6 protein-coding genes are annotated in these 20,026 nt (G+C 40.6%); 2 read left to right on the forward strand and 4 right to left on the reverse strand.

Features of this window, described 5'->3' with window-relative positions; all coding sequences use genetic code 11:
• Positions 1-9: 9 nt before the first annotated feature.
• The 4 genes from HMPREF9010_RS10585 to HMPREF9010_RS10570 form a co-directional block, all read right to left on the reverse strand.
• Complete coding sequence (locus HMPREF9010_RS10585; protein ID WP_008649500.1) at positions 10-4,029, reverse strand: two-component regulator propeller domain-containing protein; 4,020 nt, start codon at positions 4,027-4,029, stop codon at positions 10-12.
• 158 nt (positions 4,030-4,187) lie between these two features.
• The gene (locus tag HMPREF9010_RS10580; protein ID WP_008649501.1) at positions 4,188-6,623 is read right to left on the reverse strand and encodes a glycosyl hydrolase family 95 catalytic domain-containing protein; all 2,436 of its coding nucleotides are present in this window, start codon (positions 6,621-6,623) and stop codon (positions 4,188-4,190) included.
• A gap of 706 nt (positions 6,624-7,329) precedes the next feature.
• A complete protein-coding gene (locus HMPREF9010_RS10575) occupies positions 7,330-9,870 on the reverse strand; it encodes a glycosyl hydrolase 115 family protein (protein ID WP_008649502.1) in 2,541 nt (846 codons plus the stop codon).
• Between the two features lie 52 nt (positions 9,871-9,922).
• Positions 9,923-12,274, reverse strand: a complete 2,352-nt coding sequence (locus HMPREF9010_RS10570; protein ID WP_008649503.1) for a glycoside hydrolase family 2 TIM barrel-domain containing protein — start codon at positions 12,272-12,274, stop codon at positions 9,923-9,925.
• A 280-nt stretch (positions 12,275-12,554) separates the two neighbouring features.
• Between HMPREF9010_RS10570 and HMPREF9010_RS10565 the strand changes: the two genes are divergently transcribed.
• On the forward strand, positions 12,555-16,529 hold the full coding sequence (locus HMPREF9010_RS10565) for a two-component regulator propeller domain-containing protein (RefSeq protein WP_008649504.1): 3,975 nt from the start codon (positions 12,555-12,557) through the stop codon (positions 16,527-16,529).
• 213 nt (positions 16,530-16,742) lie between these two features.
• A complete protein-coding gene (locus HMPREF9010_RS10560; protein WP_083792345.1) occupies positions 16,743-20,021 on the forward strand; it encodes a SusC/RagA family TonB-linked outer membrane protein in 3,279 nt (1,092 codons plus the stop codon).
• Positions 20,022-20,026: the final 5 nt, after the last annotated feature.

The following is a 20,026-nucleotide window of genomic DNA, read 5'->3' on the forward strand; positions in this document are numbered from 1 at the left end:
GCAGTTGGGTTACTCTTCTTTTTTACTCAACTGCTCTTTCATATACATTGAAGGCGGCATTCCATACAATTCTTTGAATGTTGTCGAGAAATTATTAGGATCAGTGAATCCTGTTAACATGGCTATCTCGGATATGGTATGCTGTTTTTCGGACAATAGACGAGCGGCTTCTTTTAAACGTATATTACGTATAAAGTCACGGGTTGTCTGGTTGGTGAGCTCTTTGAGTTTCCTGTGAAGATGTACGCGGCTAATACCTACCTCGGTGGTGATTGTCTCTATTGTCAAGTTAGGGTTACTGATGTTTTCATTGATCACTTTCATAATACGTTCCATCAATTTCTCATCGGGTGATTTCACTTCCAGTTTCTGAACCTTGTTTTCCAGATTTTGCTGGCCTGTAAATACTTTGCGTAACTGCTGCCGTGTATTAATCAGATTTTCTACCGTCTTTTGCAGAATTTCGATATTGAATGGCTTCATGATATAGGCGTCGGCTCCTGTATTCAGACCTTCAAGGTTGTCTTCTTCCCTCGTTTTCGCAGTAAGCAAAATGACTGGGATATGGTTGAGATTTACATTCTGCTTGATCTTCCGGCATAAGGTAAGTCCGTCCATTTCGGGCATCATGATGTCACTAATGACTAAATCCGGAGCCTTTTTAAATGTTTGCTCTAATGCTTCTTTACCATTACGGCTTTCCATGATATGAAATTTGTCCCCAAACTCCTTCGCTATATAATTTCGGATTTCTTCATCGTCTTCTACAATTAATACGCGATATTTAGTTTTTACCCTGACTTTCTTTTTTTCCTCATTTTCTATAATGGGAGAGATGACAGGAACAGTTGGTACGGCTACTGTTACCTTTTGCTCATTGTTGTCAACTTCTTCAGGTCGTAGATGCTTGTTACCCAACGGTAATCGGATAATAAAACGGCAACCCGGTTGTTCTTTATTATTTTCTACATAGATAATTCCATGATGTAATTCCACTAATGAACGAGTCAGATGTAATCCTATTCCTGTTCCGCCTTTCGGATTCTGTTGGCTGTTACGGATCTGATAGAAACGTTCGAAGATATGTTCTTTTTCCTGTTCATCGATGCCTGTTCCGGTATCCGCGATAATTATTTCGGCATATTGTTTCAAGGGATCGGGCAGTGTATTATCTTCTCCCGTACGGATGGTAATATCTATGTTTCCTTTTTCAGGAGTAAACTTGAAGGCATTAGACAGAATATTCAGGATAATTTTATCAAAATTACTTGTGTCTACCCATACATTCAGTTCCCGGAGTGTACTATGAAGTTGTAGTTGGATATTTTTAGTATTTGCCTGTTGGCCGAAAGTTGTACATAAATCCTCTATAAAAGGAATAATATTGGTCTCCCGGAACATCAGGAACATTTGCCCTTTATCAATTTTCCGAATATCCATTAGTTGATTGACAAGATTCAGAATACGTTCCGCATTTCTGTAGATAATATGATATATTTTCAGGCGTTCATTGTTCTCCTCATTCTTAATCAGTTTCTGTAGAGGGCTGATGATTAGAGACATCGGAGTGCGTATTTCATGAGAGATGTTGATAAAGAACTGCAATTTTGCTTCATTGATTTGTTCGGCATGGATATGTTGCAGCATTTCCTGATGCATTCTGTACCGATGTCTGATCTGAAGAATAATGATAAATATAATGGTCAGTAATAATAAGGAGTAGATAACTTTGGCCCACCATGAAGCATACCATGCAGGAGATATAAAGATGGTAATTTCTTTTATATTTGAATACACAGTGTTGTCTTTTGCTCTGATTTTAAAGTTATAGGTACCGGGTTTCAGATTGCTGAATGAGATACGGTTTACACCTTTGGGCAAACTAATCCATTTTTCATCGTTGATAGAATAAAGGTAGTTGATGTGTTCGGGGGCATTTAATTCCAGAGTGGCAAACTCGATACTGAACACATTGTCTTTATGGGATAGATAAAACTCTTTTGCGTTGAATACAGGGCAGTTGATAATATTGTGAATACCGGATTTCATTCCTTTTCTAACCGGATTGTTATGCAGGAAAAAGTCGGTAATCCGGATATTCCATGTTTTTGCCGGATTGATAATGTCTTGCGGATTGAAATAGGTGATACCATTCATTCCGCCAAACCAGATAATACCTTGTTTATCTTTGAAGGAGGCATTCTTGTAGAACTCATTTCCCTGTAATCCGTCGCTGACATAATAATTGATAAATTTGTTGTTTTTCTTTTGGAATTGGGAAATTCCGGCATTGGTGCTTATCCAAAGAAAATCTTTTCCATCTCCTTGTATGGCATATATTGTATTACTGGGCAATCCGTCTGCAGTAGTATAAGTGGTTAGTTCTTTCGTATTTTTATTCCAACCGGATAATCCTTCGGAACTGCCCAACCAGACAACTCCTTCGTCATCTTCAAAGATTGAATAAATAACATTTTGTGAGAGTATCTTATGACTTTGAAAATCAGGACTGTCAAGGTCTATACAGTTGACGCCGTCATAAGTTCCGACATACAGTTTATTATCATCGGAATAGTGCAGACAACCTATCCATTCGTTGATTAGAGATGTCTGAGATTGTACGGATGTAAATTCTTTCGTTTTCAGGTCATAGTAGAACAAACCGAATCCCATTGTCGCAATCCAGAGACGCTTGTTTTTATCTTCTGCGAAATCATATACACGTTGTATATAGTTGTTGTTCTTATCTACCAGTTTGTACTGGTAATCGCATAATCCTGTCTGTTTGTTCAGCTTTCCCATACCGTTTATAAAGGAGCCGACCCAAATGTTGTACTCGGAATCTTCATATAGTTTTATAACTGTTGAAGGCACAGAATTAGGGTGATTAGTATGCGAGAAATGTTTAGCCGGTTCTAACTTTTCTGTCAGGGCATAAATTCCGTCATTGTCTGTTCCAACCCATAACATACCGTTGTTGTCTTTGCAGAATGAGGTTATACAACTGGAACCGATCATGTTTTTATCCATGGATTTATGTCCTATATACTTGAAACTGTTTGTTCGGGCAGGTATCTGCATGACTCCTTTCTGATAAACAGCCAACCATAAGTTACCGGAATTGTCTTTTAGGATAGAATGTATTTTTGAATTTTTTGAATCAAAATAGTTGTTGTCAAAATTGTATTCGGAGATTTCATGAGTTTGGTTATTGTAGACACTCATACCTTTACCATCAGTTCCGATATATAATTCATTTTGCGGTCCGGAATAGAGGAAACAGATAGGAAGTTCTCTCTTTTCTTTAAAATCAATAGGTATAAAGGAGTCTTGTCTTTTGTTATAGACGAATAGTCCTTTTCTCATACTTCCTACATAAATATTCCCACGTGAATCTTCACATATACTTTTGACATATCCGTTGTCTTTAGATAAATATAAAGTAAGTTGGTTATTAGAATCAAGACGATATACTCCTTCTTCGTCTTTTGCTATCCAGACATTCTGTTTCTTGTCTTCAATCATAAATCCTGTTGATGTCATGGGGATATCAATTTTTTGAACAGTCAACAGGTAATCTTTGATATTCAACCTGCACAACATATTTCCGGATACCCATATTTCTCCATTTCTCCTTTCGATAAAGGAAACAATATTGCTTTCAAATATTTCTCCATTGTCTTCCCTTATTGCAAGTGGGGTAAAATTGTCTGTAGCCGGATCATACATTTGAATTCCCATATATGTACCGATAAACAAATGACCTTTGCTGTCCTCAAAAACAGTACGAACAAAATTGTGGGCTAACGAATGTTCATTATTGGGCTCATGTTTGTATATGGTAAATTTAGCACCGTCATAACGGTTCAGACCATCTTCTGTTGCAATCCAAATGAAACCGTTCCGGTCTTGATATATTTGATTAATCAGACTACTGGAGAGTTCTTTGTCAGTAGTGAATAACTTAGGAGATTGCCCGTTGCATAACAAAGAAAACAATAATAATAGAAAAGTGAATACATTTTTCATAGTTATAGATCGTTGTTTGTTGTACAAAGAAAACTAAAAACCTAAATATAACCTAATAAAAAATGAATATTTTCATTAGGCTCCGGGAGTACAATCGGATGTTGTAACATCGTTTGTAAATAATGTAACATGAGAAAAGATTTATCCCTTCTTCTGTATTATTGTTTTCCTTCGATTGTATTTACAATATAGGTTTTACCCGCCTTTGTTTCGATGTCATATTCATAAACCTTCTGCAGTTTGGGAGATTGCGCACTTACCCCTTTGGCTACGAGAGGTTGCTTGATAGGAGTGGTGGCGAATAATTTATTTGAGCACTCTTTCCCGTTTACTTGTTTTAAGCCTTTCCCTTTCAGTGGGACATAAGACCGGATGCGGAGCGTACCGCCTATATTCGATCGGATGATCGCTTTATTTAACACATTGTTTTTCCAGTCCATATCGACAGTAAAGTTTCCACGTGCCACCAGCCCCTTCACACTTCCTTCTTCCCATGCATCAGGCAATGCCGGCAATAAATGTACGGCACCGTCATGACTTTGGAGCAACATTTCCGCTACTCCGGCTGTATAACCGAAATTACCGTCAATCTGGAAAGGCGGATGGGCATCCAGCATATTGGGATAGGTACGCCCGTTCGGATATTCTTTAGCCAAGTGATCGTTGGGCAATAGTTGAATCATATTTTTAATGATTTGGAAGGCATGGTTTCCATCCAGCATACGTGCCCAGAAATTGACTTTCCAGCCGATACTCCAACCGGTAGCTTTATCACCGCGTTGAAGCAATGTGTTTCTTGCTGCCTGGAATAACTCGGGATTTGAGTATGGAGAAATTTGATTACTCGGATATAGCCCGTACAAATGTGAAATATGACGGTGCTCGTCCTTGGAATTGTCAATATCTTCAAGCCATTCTTGTAGTTGGTTATGTTTTCCTATTTGCATAGGTGGCAACTTCTCTAGTGTTTGTTTGAGGGAGTCTTGGAAAGAGGGGGCTTCACCTGCGATGTATGAAGCCAATAAGGTATTATGCAGTGCATCAAAGGCAATCTGATTGTCCATTGTGCAACCGGCCGTGATGGGACCGTGTTCCGGCGACACAGAAGGCGACACTACCAACCATTTATACACTGGATGTTCTACCAAGAAATCCATGTAGAACTGCGCTGTTCCTTTCAGGATGGGATAATACTCTTTCAGGAACTCTTTATTTCCTGTAAAGAGGTAATGTTGCCAGATATGTTGAGCTAACCAGGCACCGCCGCTAGGCCACATGCCGGCTGCAGCAAAGTCTACAACTCCGCAAATTCGCCATAAATCAGTATTATGATGCGCCATCCATCCCCTACAATCATACATAGTTCGGGCTGTTTCTGCTCCTGTGACAGATAAATCTTTCAACATAGAGAATAGCGGACTATGTGTTTCACTTAAATTAGTGACTTCTGCCGGCCAATAGTTCATTTCTGTATTAATGTTGATGGTGTATTTACTATCCCAAGGTGCATGAGTACTGTTGTTCCATATACCTTGCAGATTAGCCGGTTGCCCACCCGGTTGCGAAGAAGAAATCAGTAAATAACGTCCATAATGGAAAAGTAGAGCTGCCATTGCCATGTCTTCCCCATTTCCGAAGTTTTCAATTCGTTTGGGAGTCTCCAGTTGGGAAATTTTGCCTGTCGGTAATGTAAGGCGTACACGGTCAAATTGTTTTTTATAATAAGCGATATGGCTTTTGAGAGCTTTTTCGTAAGGTATTTGCGTCGCTCTTTTCAGATATTCGCTGGTCCGGTGGGATTCATCGGCGCTGACATTCTGGTAGTTTACGTAGTTGGTTGCTGCCGATATATAAAGGGTTGCTTCTGTTCCTTCATTTATTTGGAGCGTATTTCCTCCCGGGCGGAGAGTGCTATTCGTTTTTACCTGGATTTGACATTCTGCCCGTAGTGCGGCTTTCAAACCTTCCTGCTCTTTCCCTTGACAGGTGACGGTCAGCTTATCATTCTGAACATTCACCTTATGTACTAGAGGGAAGTTATATGCAATAGTAAAGTTCAGTGTGTTTGCTTTACTTGCTTTGATATGCATAATAATGACATTATCAGTAAATGAAGCAAAAGTGGTGCGGGTATAAGTGACGTCATCCACTTGATAACGGGTAGTTGTCGTTGCATTCTCCAGATTCAGATCGCGGTAAAAGCCGGATCCGTTTTGGTGTTCCGGAAATTCCAGGTAAAGACTACCTAATGTCAGATAGCTCATTCCGTGTTGCTGGGTTAAGAAGTTGGCGTCAATGAGTCTTTGCGCTTCCTTGTTTCTCCCTTCAAAAATCAGTTTGCGTACAACCGGTAGCACATGTACGGCATTCGGGTTATTATTATTGTATGGAGAACCTGCCCAAAATGTTTCTTCGTTGAGTTGTAATTCTTCGCGTTCGATTCCGCCATATACCATGGCTCCAAGACGGGAGTTACCAATAGGGAGAGCTTCCGACCAATTTTGTGCAGGTTGACTATACCACAGTTTCAGGTCCTGTCCTGAAACAAGGTTGCTTATTAATAGGAATAATACAAAAAAAGTGTTTCTGTTCATATTGTATGGATTTGTAGCAAAGGTAGCTCATTTCCCAATACAAAAGGCAAAAAACTGTTTCTGAAATCTACCTTGGAAGTAACTTCTTTCCATATTTATGTTACTAATATATATGGTGTATGTTCCACAGGGTAAAATAATAACTGCTGGTTTCTTTTTGATTTATTATCAGCCTTGCCCTCTTGTCAAGTAGCTTGTTTGCAAGCTGATTAAGTAGGGAGGTATAAGAAGGGAAGCTGGTATAGTTGCGTTGGGATGCCGGTATTGTTCCATTAAAGTACCGGTATCATTAATTTCCCACGGCCGTGACAAGATCTTCCCACGGCCGTGGTAGGAACTCGTCACGGCTGTGGGAAGAAGCTACCACGGCCGTGAAGAATTAAGTATACCGGCATCCTGATCGAACAATAGTTATTGAATGATATAAGTATGCCGGTTGTATGACGGATGTTTAATGGAGGCTTTTCTTGAAAAGTAAGTAAAGCTGGATAGGAGATATGGGAGAGCAAAATCATAAAATAATAGGCTGACAATAAAACTTATAAAATGTTATTGTCAGCCTATTGTCAGGGCTTATTGTCAGCATCTAATGGATTGAAAATCATTTATCTAATGAATAGGAATGACGGCTGACAATAAGAACTGCAAAATTTATATGTAAATAGAATCAGTGTGTAGTAATTGACTTGTCTCTACATTGATCTTTTTATCTATTATCTCTCTTGCTTTTCGATTCATTCATAAACAGATAAGATTTCTTATAGCCTCCGTAGTCTACAACCAACTTTTCCAGCACGATGCCCGGATCAAGAGGTTTGAAAATTAGTGTCTGCATGCCGTCTGATGTATTCGGCACATTCAGTTTGACCTTTTTCTCAACGATACGTCTTGCAACTGTCGGATAGTATATGCTGTATACATTTTCAGGAAGCTCATTTAAGTTATGATTGAAATTGATAGTCTGTTCCTTCGTTCCTTCGAATCCGATACTGTACTCATGCCCTTTCCGGTCGTGGAAAGCAAGAGTCGATTTCACTATCACGTGAACAGTCACTTTGTCGACTCCTTTAGGCAATTTTATTTTGTAGGAGATAGAAGCTCCGTCGGTCGGCTGGGTATAAGGCATCAGAGCCATGCCGCTAAGGGTTCGTCCCATGTAGGGGATCACTGTCCATTCCGTACCTGGTGCTGCTTTAGTGCTGTAATAGTGTTCGGCCTCCATAGCTACATATCCGTCTTTCCCGGTGAAGACGTATCCACCGACAGCCTTTTCCGGATTTTCGATTCGGTAGGTTTGTGGTAGTGTATCAGCGGGGAAATTATCATTCCATGAGGTATAACCGATATGTTTCTGAATCATCATGTTCTTCCATTTACCGCCGGACATAACATTGTTATAATCGTCACTCAACGCTTTATCCCGTGCAAAAGCCTGTTCCACTTTATCTGCCCATTCGTTAGCTTGCGGATTGTTTTCTTTGTACAATTTATGGTTCATGACTTGTGCATAATACATCTCGTACAGGTTTGCCATGGCTTGAACAGGGAAGAGGATTAATTGCTTGTAGGCATCTTTATATTCTGGTTTCAATGATATGTATTGTCTCAAAGCTTCCGCTTCCAGTTTCAGATATTCATCAGATACTTGTTTCCATTCGCCGGTCTCCAGGTTATAAGTATTCCGGTCGAGCATTTCTCCCGTTACGCGACCGTTATATTTGCTGTACAGGTTTAAGATTCGCATAGCTTCATCCGCTTGATCTTTGCCAAACTGCTGTGCGCAGAAACGGCGGGGATGTTCTAACAGATTGCCGGCATTATATTGCCTTGGATTCCATGCCATATCCAGAAAGAGAGTGATGGGATACTCCATGGGTTTGAGGTCGCCTACATTCAATACCCATAATTTATCTACCCCGTAGTTATACGTCAGTTGGAGTTGCTCCCACATATTTTGTATCGGAGTAACATTGATCCATTTTGAATTTCGGGGGGCTCCTACATAATCTACATGGTAGTACATTCCCCAACCACCAGGATGTTTACGCTCCTTTTCGTTGGGCAAGCGGCGTACATTTCCCCAGTTGTCATCGCACAATAGCATGATTACGTCATCGGGAACACGCATTCCTTTGTCATAGTAATCCATCACTTCTTTATATAAAGCCCAGATTTGGGGAATCTCTTTAGCCGGTCGTCCGGTCACTTTCTCGATAATCTTGCGTTGATTCTTTACAATCCTTTCCAACAATTTCACGTTTATATCCTCGCTCATGGCGGCATCACCGTCACCACGCATACCGATAGTCACAATATCCTCTGTACCTTGTCTTCGTTCAATACCTTCACGGAAGAAGCGGTCGAGCATTTTCTGGTTGGTCGTGTAATCCCATGCTCCGTATTCTTTACGCTTGTTCGCCCACTCTTGATGATTGCGTGCCATGGGTTCGTGATGGGAAGTGCCAATAATAATTCCCATTTCATCAGCTGTCTTACTGTTTAGAGGATCATCCGCATAAAAAGCCCATGCCCACATGGCAGGCCATACAAGATTACCTTTCAGGCGAAGTATCAGTTCAAAAATGCGTGCATAAAAGCGGTGGTCACCATAGTTTGTTCCATAAGTTTGTTTTACCCAGCCGGTCAGACAGGGAGCTTCGTCGTTTAGAAAGATACCTCGATAAGTGACTGCAGGTTCGCCGTCGGTATAACTACCCGGAATAACATATACATTCTTTTGTTTTACGACAGGGACATCGGCCCACCAATACCAGGGGGATACACCTATTTGTTCGGAAAGTTCGTAAATACCGTAAATCGTGCCCCGCTTGTCGCTTCCGGCAATGACTAGTGCACGGTCAATTCCTTCTAGTGGTTTGTCGATAGTCCGGATTATATATTTTTCTTTTTTCCCATTCAACTCTTCCTTTTCCAACTTGCCGGTTTTAAATAGAGCTTTGATAAAAGGGGATTCGTTACTGCCGATAATGATCGTTTGTCTATCTCCATTAGAAATATTCAGAATTTCCGGTCGATTGCCGGAAACTTGGGCTATATCTTTTTGAAGATTTTTGATAGCCATCTGGATTCCTTTCTCTTCATTACTGTCAGTAAGGATAGAACAAGGAACTCCATTTGAGATAACTGGAAAATAATCCGGACTTTGTTGGAACACAACAAAACGGTCGGCAGCGAAAGCGATGTTGATAAAGAACAGAAAATTTAATAAAGCGGTTACTCTTTTCATGTCATTATAAATAAATTGTTAATCATTGGGATTTATTAAAATCTCCTACAGCTTATTTACTTCGGATTTCTACAATATAAGGGACGCTGTTTCCTTCCATTTCTATTTTTACCTGCATTGTTCCCACTTTCCGGGTAGATTGTACGGTAATTAGAGCTGTTCCAAAATAGGTTCTTAATTGGTTGCCGGCAAATGTTCTTTTGCGACGCAAGTCTCCATTGTCAATACCTCGGAATTTCCCTTCTCCCTCTACACTTACCGTTATTTTTCTATCATCTGTCTGCACTCGGTTGCCGTCAGAGTCAATCAGTTGAATGGCAATGTGTGACAAGTCCTGACCATCAGCCTTAATTTCGGTTCTGTCTGGCGTAATAAGCGCATTGGTCGTTTCTTTGGAGGTTACCAGTTGATAGTTGGCTACTTCTGTATCTCCGTTGAAACCTTTGGCCACTAGTTTCCCGGGAGTATATGGCAAATACCAGATAATAGTATTATTGGGGAAATTCTCGGTTTTATGTATTCCCATTGATTTGTCGTTCATTAGCATTTCCACTTTCTCACAATTGGTAGTGGTGCGTACTTCCATGACCAGTCCTCGATAATGTTCGGGAAAATTCCAATGTGCGGCCATATTAGGCCATTGCCATAAGTCACGTCCGTGATCTATATCCAGTGAGGGATCTATGATTGCAATGCGCACCATTGGTTCCGGATTCCACATAGCCCGGTGATAGGCGGCCCGTGGCTTCTCAAACATACATATATCGAACAAACCATTCGGCCATCCTTTACTGGGCCATCCGGCTTCACCCAAGTAATCTACTCCTGACCAAATGAAACCTCCTGCAATAAAGTCATGGGAAGCTACTATATTCCAAGGATTATAGGGAGTGTAGCTACGTATATTTCCTTCCTCACCACTGAAATAGGGTAGTTCTTCCGATACGAGGAAGCAACGTTCGGGATACTTTTGATGGTCATTAAGCATACGGGCTTCCAGATAGTTGTAGCCGATTACGTCGGTTACACCGGAAAATTTGGCTTGATGACCGTTTTGTGCAGCGAGGGTTACCGGGCGGCTGGGTTCGTATTGATGTACAAATGCTTGCAGCATTGTAGCTCTTTCAACTCCCGTAGTGCTGTTGTCCCATGCTTCTTGTACTTCGTTTCCGATACTCCAAAGTACGATACTCGGATGATTGCGATCTCTAAGCAACATGTTTTCCAGATCCTTCTGCCACCATTCATCAAAGTATTTCTCATAGTATCCTGATTTCCATTTATCAAATGCTTCATCAATAACAATGAATCCCATACGGTCACACATATCCAGAAATTCGGGAGAAGGTTGGTTGTGGGCACAGCGGATAGCGTTGCATCCATACTCTTTCAGTATTTCCAGCCGCCGTTCGTATGACCGATCGGGAACTGCTACTCCCATACTTCCTGCATCTTGATGCAGACACATACCTTTTAACTTGATCTGTTTCCCATTGAGGGAGAATCCCTGCTTCGGATCGAACTTGAATGTTCGTACTCCAAAAGGTGTCCGATAGATGTCTATTATTTTAGAACCGGCTCTGATGATGGTCTCCATCTGGTACATCTGAGGATTCTCCAAGTTCCATAATTGTGGATGATTCAATGAAAGTATCTGTTTCAGATCGGAAGTATCTTGGCTTGGCAGTGTGAGTTTCTTGCTGTCATTTTGGGTAACTGCCTTTCCTCTGGCGTCGAGTACTTGTTGGGAGATAGTGAGAGTCTGTGTTTTGTCAGTACTGTTTTTCATAGTGGTTACAATGTGCACTTCTGCTTTATCCGTACTGACGGAAGGAGTTGTAATATAGGTACCATAAGTGGTAATATGTACCGGATTGAACGCTTGCAACCAAACATGTCGGTAGATACCCGCACCAGCATACCAGCGCGGACGTCCTCCAGTAGTATTTACACGGACGGCAATCACATTCTCTTTATCTGCATTTAGATAAGGAGTCAAATCGTATTCGATGCTACAAAACCCATACGGACGGAACCCAAGGTGCTTCCCATTGACGTATACGTCACTTTGTTGGAAGATACCATCGAAAAGAATAGAAATTTTCTTCCCATTGTAATGTGAGGGAATTTTAAATGTTTTACGATACCAGCCGATCCCTTCGGGCAAATAGGCTGCAGACCCTCCGCACTTGATGTCAAACTCTTGTTGGATATTCCAGTCGTGTGGCAACTGAACCGTATCCCATGTTTTGTCATTATAATCTACTGTGGCATATTCGGGCCGGTCACTAAGTGTAAATCTCCAGTCAAAATCGAAATTCTCTTTGATTCGTATATTATTTTGTGCTGATAGGTTCGTAACACAAATGATTAATACAAGAGTGACTAAAATTTTTTGTTTCATGGTTGAGCATTTATTAAAGGTTCAATTCTATAGTTTACAAGGAACACTGATAGTGTGTTTTCTTATTGGCAAAGATAGGAGATCCGGGGGAGAAACGTTTGGGAATATGCTTCTATTCCATTGATTGGTGTTACAACACTATTCTACATGTTTCATATTGTATTCTTTTCGTTACATACTTTCCGGAAGGCCTGTGAAACCTGGAAAAAACTTCCTTTTCTATTTGTATAATCCGGAGAAACTTTCCTATTTTGCAGCATTGAATCTAATTGGAAATGCTATGAGAAAGTTATTTTTTCTTTTTATCTTTCTTTTATTTTTTTGCCGATATGGTTATTCGGAGAATAGTCGTTTTTATGACTCGGGTCAGTTAACCTGTAACCTGATGACTACGATTTGTCAGGATGCGCGCGGATTTGTATGGATAGGAACCGAATATGGTTTGAACAAATTTGATGGGGTACAGTTTACCCAATATTTGAATAAGGAGAACGATGCTACTTCTTTGTTGGGAAACATTGTACGTGAATTGTTTGTAGATAGGGATCAACGATTGTGGGTGGGATGTAGCAATGGATTACAATATTATCTTCCGGAGAAAGATGTATTCTGCACAGTCCCTTTTGAAGAAAACCTGACTCCCAGTGTGGCGGAAATTGTTCAGTTGCAGAATGGTGAAATATGGTTAGTTGCTACTGGACGCGGGCTTTTCAAGGTTGATCGGGAGAATAATAAAGTCGTTGCTTTGGGGGAAATTAATAAAATATGTGGTACACAATCAATCAATCACATTTATGAAGACCGTTTTAATCGTATCTGGATTAGTACAGATAGACAAGGACTGGTATGCCTGGATGCTTCTGGTAGGAAAAAAGCTGTTTATAAGACACCGGATTTGCCGGGAAATTTGGCAGGTATAGTTCTTGAAGATAAGGAGGGAGCCTTGTTTGTAACAGTTGCCGGAACGGTCCTGATGTTTGATGAAGTATCCAGTACTTTTATTCCATTCAGAGTTAAAGACAGACAAGGGATAGATATACGTGAAATGACCTTAACAAAAGATGGAGTTATCTATTTAGGTACATACGGTAAGGGAGTCTATTCTATTAATAAGGAAAAACGGTTATTGACTCCTGTAGAAAATATACATACTCCATTTTTGAATATGAATACGGCCAAAGTCGTTGCGATAACAGAAGACCGTAATCAGAATCTTTGGTTGGGATGCTTTCAGAAAGGAATAGTGATGATTCCTAACCGTCCGGTGGTATTCGGATTTTGGAATCTCTCGGAGAAGGGATATGATATGGGGGATATTATCACTTCCATATATCAGGATAGTCAGGGGTTCGTTTGGGCAGGACTGGAAAATGGGGGGCTTTTTAAGTTTAATGCCGAGGGTGAGATTATAGATCATATTGCCACCTCACAAACTGTGATTTCTATTTTTGAAGATAGTAATCATACTTTCTGGATCGGTACTTATTATAATGGTTTGGCACAGTTGGATACTCGTACGGGACAGTGTCATTTTCTCCCTCAGATCGGAAAATGTCGCATAAAAAGTCTCACGGAAGATTCACGGAAAAATTTGTATATTTCAGTATTCGGTGAAGGGCTAAAAGGTTATCATCTTCCTACCGGAACTACATGGAACCCGGGCGAGAAAGCACCAGAAACTAGAAAAATGATGAAAAACCGATGGGTCAATGTGCTTTTATGTGATTCAAAAGATATTATATGGATAGGACACTATAAAGGTATCAGTTGCTATGATGCCCGAAGCGATCGTTTCGTAGAGATTGAAGGGGATTCCATTTTGAATACTCGTGTCTGCTATTCTTTGTTGGAAGATCATAATGGTAATATTTGGATCGGAACGAATAACGGTTTGTATATGTGGAACCGTAGCAGTCGTTCCTTTATGCTTTATTCGACCGATGATGGACTTTCTAATAATGTGATATGCGGATTGGCGGAAGACAAGGAAGGAAATATCTGGTGTAGTACATTCAAAGGCATTAACCAGATTAAAATTGCCGAATCGAGAATTATCAATTATTATACGGGTAATGGACTGATTGATAAAGAGTATTCCCGTGGAGTGTATTTTTATGATAAGGAAGATAATATCTATTTTGGAGGAAGTAATGGAATCACCCGTTTTTCTCCGGCACTGATAATGCCGGAGAAGTTTTTGCAGGAGGTGATGATTATGAATATGTATTTAGGTAATCAGCCTATTACTTCTGAAACCTTTTCCGGAGGGAAAAAAGTGATTGAAGGGATATTGATGGATGCGAAAAACTTCCGGCTCTCGCATGAAGACAATACATTTACTTTTGAATTCTCTACGATGGATTTTCGCGAGCCGGAGAATATTCATTATGAATATCGTCTGAAAGAATTGAGCACTGTTTGGAATATTACTTTGTCCGGGGTGAATCGTATTACGTACAGCCATTTGTCTCCCGGAAACTATACGCTGGAAGTGCGTGCCTGTGAAAATGGGACTTATACCCCAGTGAAGCAGGTGGGTATCCATATCTCTCCTCCTTGGTATCAGACTACCGTGGCATATATCTGTTATCTCTTGCTTCTGGTAGTTTTTGGGATGCAGTTTTATTATCTATTGAAGCGTAAACAGAGGGAAGAAATCAACGAAGAGAAATTGAAATTCTTCATCAATATATCTCATGAGATAAGATCGCCAATGACGTTGATTATTAGTCCTCTGGAGACATTGTTGAGGCGTGAATATGATGAACCTACAACGAAAGCTTTACGCTCGATATATAAAAATGCGAATCGGATTGTCGGACTGATTAATCAGTTGCTTGATATTCGTAGAATCGACAAGGGGCAGATGAAAATTCATTGTTCGGAAACAGATATTGTGGGCTTTATTGATGACTTGTTCCAGGCTTTTGATTATCAGGCGGAAAAACGGGGAATACAGTTTACTTTCGAACATACTCTGAAAGAACTTCCTGTATGGATTGACCGGAATAATTTTGATAAGGTGCTAGTTAATTTGTTCTCAAATGCTTTTAAGTATACTCCGGATGGAGGGGAGATTACCGTATGTTTATCTGCGGGAGTAAATAAAAAAGAGTCGGGTGTTCTTCGTAATTATGCAGAGATAATGATTATGGATACCGGACCGGGTATTGATGAAAGTAAGCTGGAGAAAATATTCGAACGTTTTTACCAGGCATCCGCCGAGTTGTCTTCTACTCCTATAGGGTTTGGAATCGGGTTGAATCTTTGCCGCTTGTTGGTTGGTTTACACCATGGTACAGTGGTTGCATCTAATCGGAAAGATGTAAAAGGGAGTTGTTTTACAATTCGTATTCCACTCGGCAATAATCATCTGAAAAAAGAAGAAATGGTGGAACACTCCTTGGAAAACAGGATGGTTTTACAGAGCCATCCTTATGAATTGGAGAAACCGGAGAAAAAGAAAATTGGACGTAGTAAAACTAATTATAGAGTGTTGGTAGTGGATGACGATGATGAAGTCCGGGAGTTTCTGCAGATGGAATTAGGCGGAATTTACCGGGTAATGACAGCCAAAAATGGAAACGAGGGGTTGAGGCTGGCATTAGCGCAATTGCCCGATTTGATTGTATCTGATGTTGTGATGCCCGAAATGGATGGTTTTACACTAGTGAAAAAGTTGAAGGGAAACGGAAATACCAGCCATATTCCAGTCATTCTGCTGACATCAAAAGCCGAACATCCGGACCGTATCCAAGGATTGGATAAGGGAGCGGACGCTTATCTGACGAAACCTTTTATTGTGGAAGAACTTTCGACTATGATTGCAAGTCTGATAGCCAATCGTTTGTTGTTGAAAGGAAAATTCTCCGGTGCACAGGATCAGGAAGATAAAGTGAGAACAGTAGAAATGAAGTCAAATGACGAGATATTGATGGAGCGTGTAATGAAGGTGGTTAATGACTATTTGGATAACTCGGAACTGAATGTGGAGATGTTGGCAGAACAGGTTGGATTGAGTCGTGTGCAACTTCACCGGAAGTTGAAAGAACTGACGGGAATTCCTGCCAGTGAGTTTATACGCAATATCCGTCTTAAACAAGCTGCTTTATTGTTGAAGGATAAAAAAATGAATATATCTCAAGTTGCTTATGCTGTCGGCTTCACTAATCATACTCATTTCTCTACTGCTTTCAAAAAGTTTTATGGAGTTTCTCCTACGGATTATATTGGCAGATTAGAGAATGAATCCTAATTCTGTATATGTATAGAAGGAAGAACGTTACTTTGAGAAACCTGAATGAAACGGATTGAATAGTCGTGGAAACGGGTACTTTAGCTTTTGTAACGTATAAGAATGTCCTTAAGAGTGGAGTGCTGTAAATTTGCATCAACTGATAAATGAGATAGAAATGTCAGCTTCTTTATCAGGACTTTGATGTATTTTACTAACATTAAATTTTATAGTATGAAAAATGAGTTTGATTGTAAGAAGCAACAAACACAATCGGTGTTAACCCGATGCTGTGCCGGACTTCTGATTGGGTTCTGTGTCTGGGGAACTTCTTCTTATCCGCTTCCGGTGTATGCTTCGGATGCGGTAGTCTCTATTGAAGAACAGCAACAGCAAGCTGTGCGTATAACGGGAAAAGTGACCGATGAAAATGGAGAACCGGTCATTGGAGCAAGTGTGGTGGTGAAAGGCACTTCTACCGGTACTGTAACCAATCTTGAAGGCAATTATTCCATTACTGTCGCAAAAGGACAAACGTTGGAATTCTCTTTTATAGGAATGAAGCCTATAGCGGTAAAGATTGCTGATAAGAAAGTGGTGAATATAACTTTGCAGGATAATGCAGTGGCTCTTGATGAAGTGGTAGCTATCGGATACGCTTCTATGAAGCGTTCGGATTTGACCGGAGCTGTTACTTCTGTTAGTTCGGAGATGATTTCACAAATGAATCCTACTTCTATCGATCAGGTTCTTCAAGGACGTGCAGCCGGTGTATTGATGATACAGAATAATGGTATGCCGGGTGGTGGAGCTTCTGTACAGATTCGTGGGCTGAACTCCATCAACGGTACAAATGAACCTATTTATATTATTGATGGAGTTACAATCAGTGGTAATACAGGTACAGACACAGATAATGCTTTGTCCTCTATCAATCCTTCGGATATTGAATCAATGGAAGTGTTGAAAGATGCTTCGGCTACAGCTATTTATGGTGCCAACGGTGCGAATGGCGTTATTATTATTACAACCAAGCGTGGAAGGGAAGGAAAACCCAGGGTCAATCTGGAAGCTCAATATGGTATTCAGTACTTGGCAAAGCAACTGGATATGGCTAATTTGCGGGAATATGCCCAGCATAATAATGAGGTTGTTGAAATGATGGGGCGTAGTAAAACTGCAGAGTTTGCAAATCCTTCTTTGCTAGGTGAGGGTACAAACTGGCAGACGGCTATCTTTCGTCCGGCTTCCATGCAAAATTATAACTTGAATATGTCGGGAGGTGTGAAAGGAACCAGTTATAAAGTGGGAGCTGGCTATCTGCGACAGGATGGTATTGCCGAAGGATCGGATTTCGACCGTATCACATTGAGCGCGGCCATTGATTCGGAAGTGAACAAATGGCTTAAAATCGGAGGATCTGCTAATTTGTCGCGTACTACCCAGACTACCTCTATTGCCGACTGGAATATTATCAACAGTGCAGTGAAACAGAAACCGAATGTACCGGTGTATAATTTGGATGGGAGTTATGGTAGTCCTTCTGAAAGCGATGATAATAGTAGCCCGGTGAATGCACTGGCTATCGCGCAACTGGTTGATAAGAATAATCGTAAGTTGTCGGTGCGTTCTAATCTTTATGCTACTGTCACTCCATTTAAGTGGATGAATTTCAAAACTGAATTTTCGAGCAATGTAGGAACGGAAGAAGTACATAGTTTTACTCCGAGCTATTATTTCACTTCTTGGCAGAAGAATGATTATGCGGATCGGCAAGAATCAATCCGGGTCAATTATTATTGGGCATGGAGGAATCTGTTGAATTTTAACCTGAAGCCGGGAAAGAATCAGAATCTTACCTTGATGTTGGGGCATGAAATGACTGAAACCAGAAGTAATTATCTGAAAGGGAGCCGTCGTTTGGGAAGTAACTCGTTGACAGATTTGGGTGCCGGCGATGCAAGTACAGCCGAGAATGATGGATATACGGGAAGAAGTTCATTCTTATCTTTCTTCGGACGGGCACATTATTCATTGTTGGATCGCTATATGTTGACCGCCACTATGCGTTATGATGGTTCTTCCAACTTTGCAAGAGGAAATCGTTGGGGGGCTTTCCCGTCGGCTGCATTGGCATGGCGCATAAATAAGGAGAATTTTCTGAAAGAAGTAGAATGGTTGTCAAACTTGAAACTGCGTGCTGGTTATGGTGTGGTAGGTAATTCGAATGTGGCTTCTTTTGCTTATACTTCTATTTTAAATAATACGGAAACGATTTGGGGAAGTGGGCAGGCTCTCTCAAGACTTCCTAATGAAGGATTAACTTGGGAAACGACAAAATCATTTAATATCGGTTTAGATCTTTCTTTCTTCAATAATCGTGTTGAATTTATAGCTGATTGGTATAACAAGCGTACTGATGATTTGCTGATTGTGCTTACTTTGCCCGGTATAACCGGAACGAATGGGACTGGAGCAATGTCGGCACCATGGGGCAATGTCGGGTCCTTGAGAAACCGTGGATTTGAGTTTACCTTGAATACGGTGAATGTATCGCGCAAGGAATTCCAGTGGAGAAGTAGTCTGGTTTTTTCTTTGAACCGGAATAAAGTGCTGGATTTGAATACGGCTACAGCGCAGGTTTTCAAAACCTATCAGTTTGGGGGGAATGACAAACAAGTCACCTTGACTCAACCTGGATATGCAATAGGTCAATTTTATGGGTACAAAGTGATCGGACGTATAAACTCTGCGGCAGATTTGTTTGATGAGAGTGGCAAATTGAAGGTGGCTCTTCCGGAAGAGGGCGCGACCGGACAACCGAAGAAGATTGATGAGAAGAACGGTATTTGGGTAGGCGACCTTCTGTTTGAAGACGTCAATAAAGATGGGCTTATTAATGCAAAGGACCAACAGGTGATTGGTAATCCCTTGCCCAAATTTACGGGTGGTTTCGGTAATACCTTCAGTTATAAAGGATTTGACTTGAACCTTTATTTCACATTCTGCTATGGCAATGATGTAATGAACTGGTTGAATATGACAATTAATAATCCACGTGATTATACGAATAACTTGCTAAAGGATGCGGCACTGCACTATGCGAAATATGGAGTGATTGATCCGGAAGGCTCTGCCAATAATATCTACAATGTAAGAGTGATCAGTGGCAAGAAAAATATCTCCCGTATCAGTTCGAATGATTTGAATGAGAATAACCGTGTATCTTCCAATCTGATAGAAGACGGTTCTTATATTCGTTTGCAAACAGTTAATTTGTCATACACTTTCCCGAGAAAACTAACTTCTAAGCTGGGATTGGAAATGCTGAAACTTTATTGCAATGTATCCAACCTGTTTACAATCAGTGGATATTCAGGTTATGATCCAGAAGTGGGTATGGCACGCGATCAATATAGCAATTATGCTCAAAGTGCCCTATTGAACGGCTTTGATGCAGGGCGCTATCCTTCTCCCCGTACGTTTACTTTCGGTATTAATATTGGTTTTTAATCTAA

The sequence above is a fragment of the Bacteroides sp. 3_1_23 genome (genome assembly GCF_000162555.1).
GTDB lineage: Bacteria > Bacteroidota > Bacteroidia > Bacteroidales > Bacteroidaceae > Bacteroides > Bacteroides ovatus.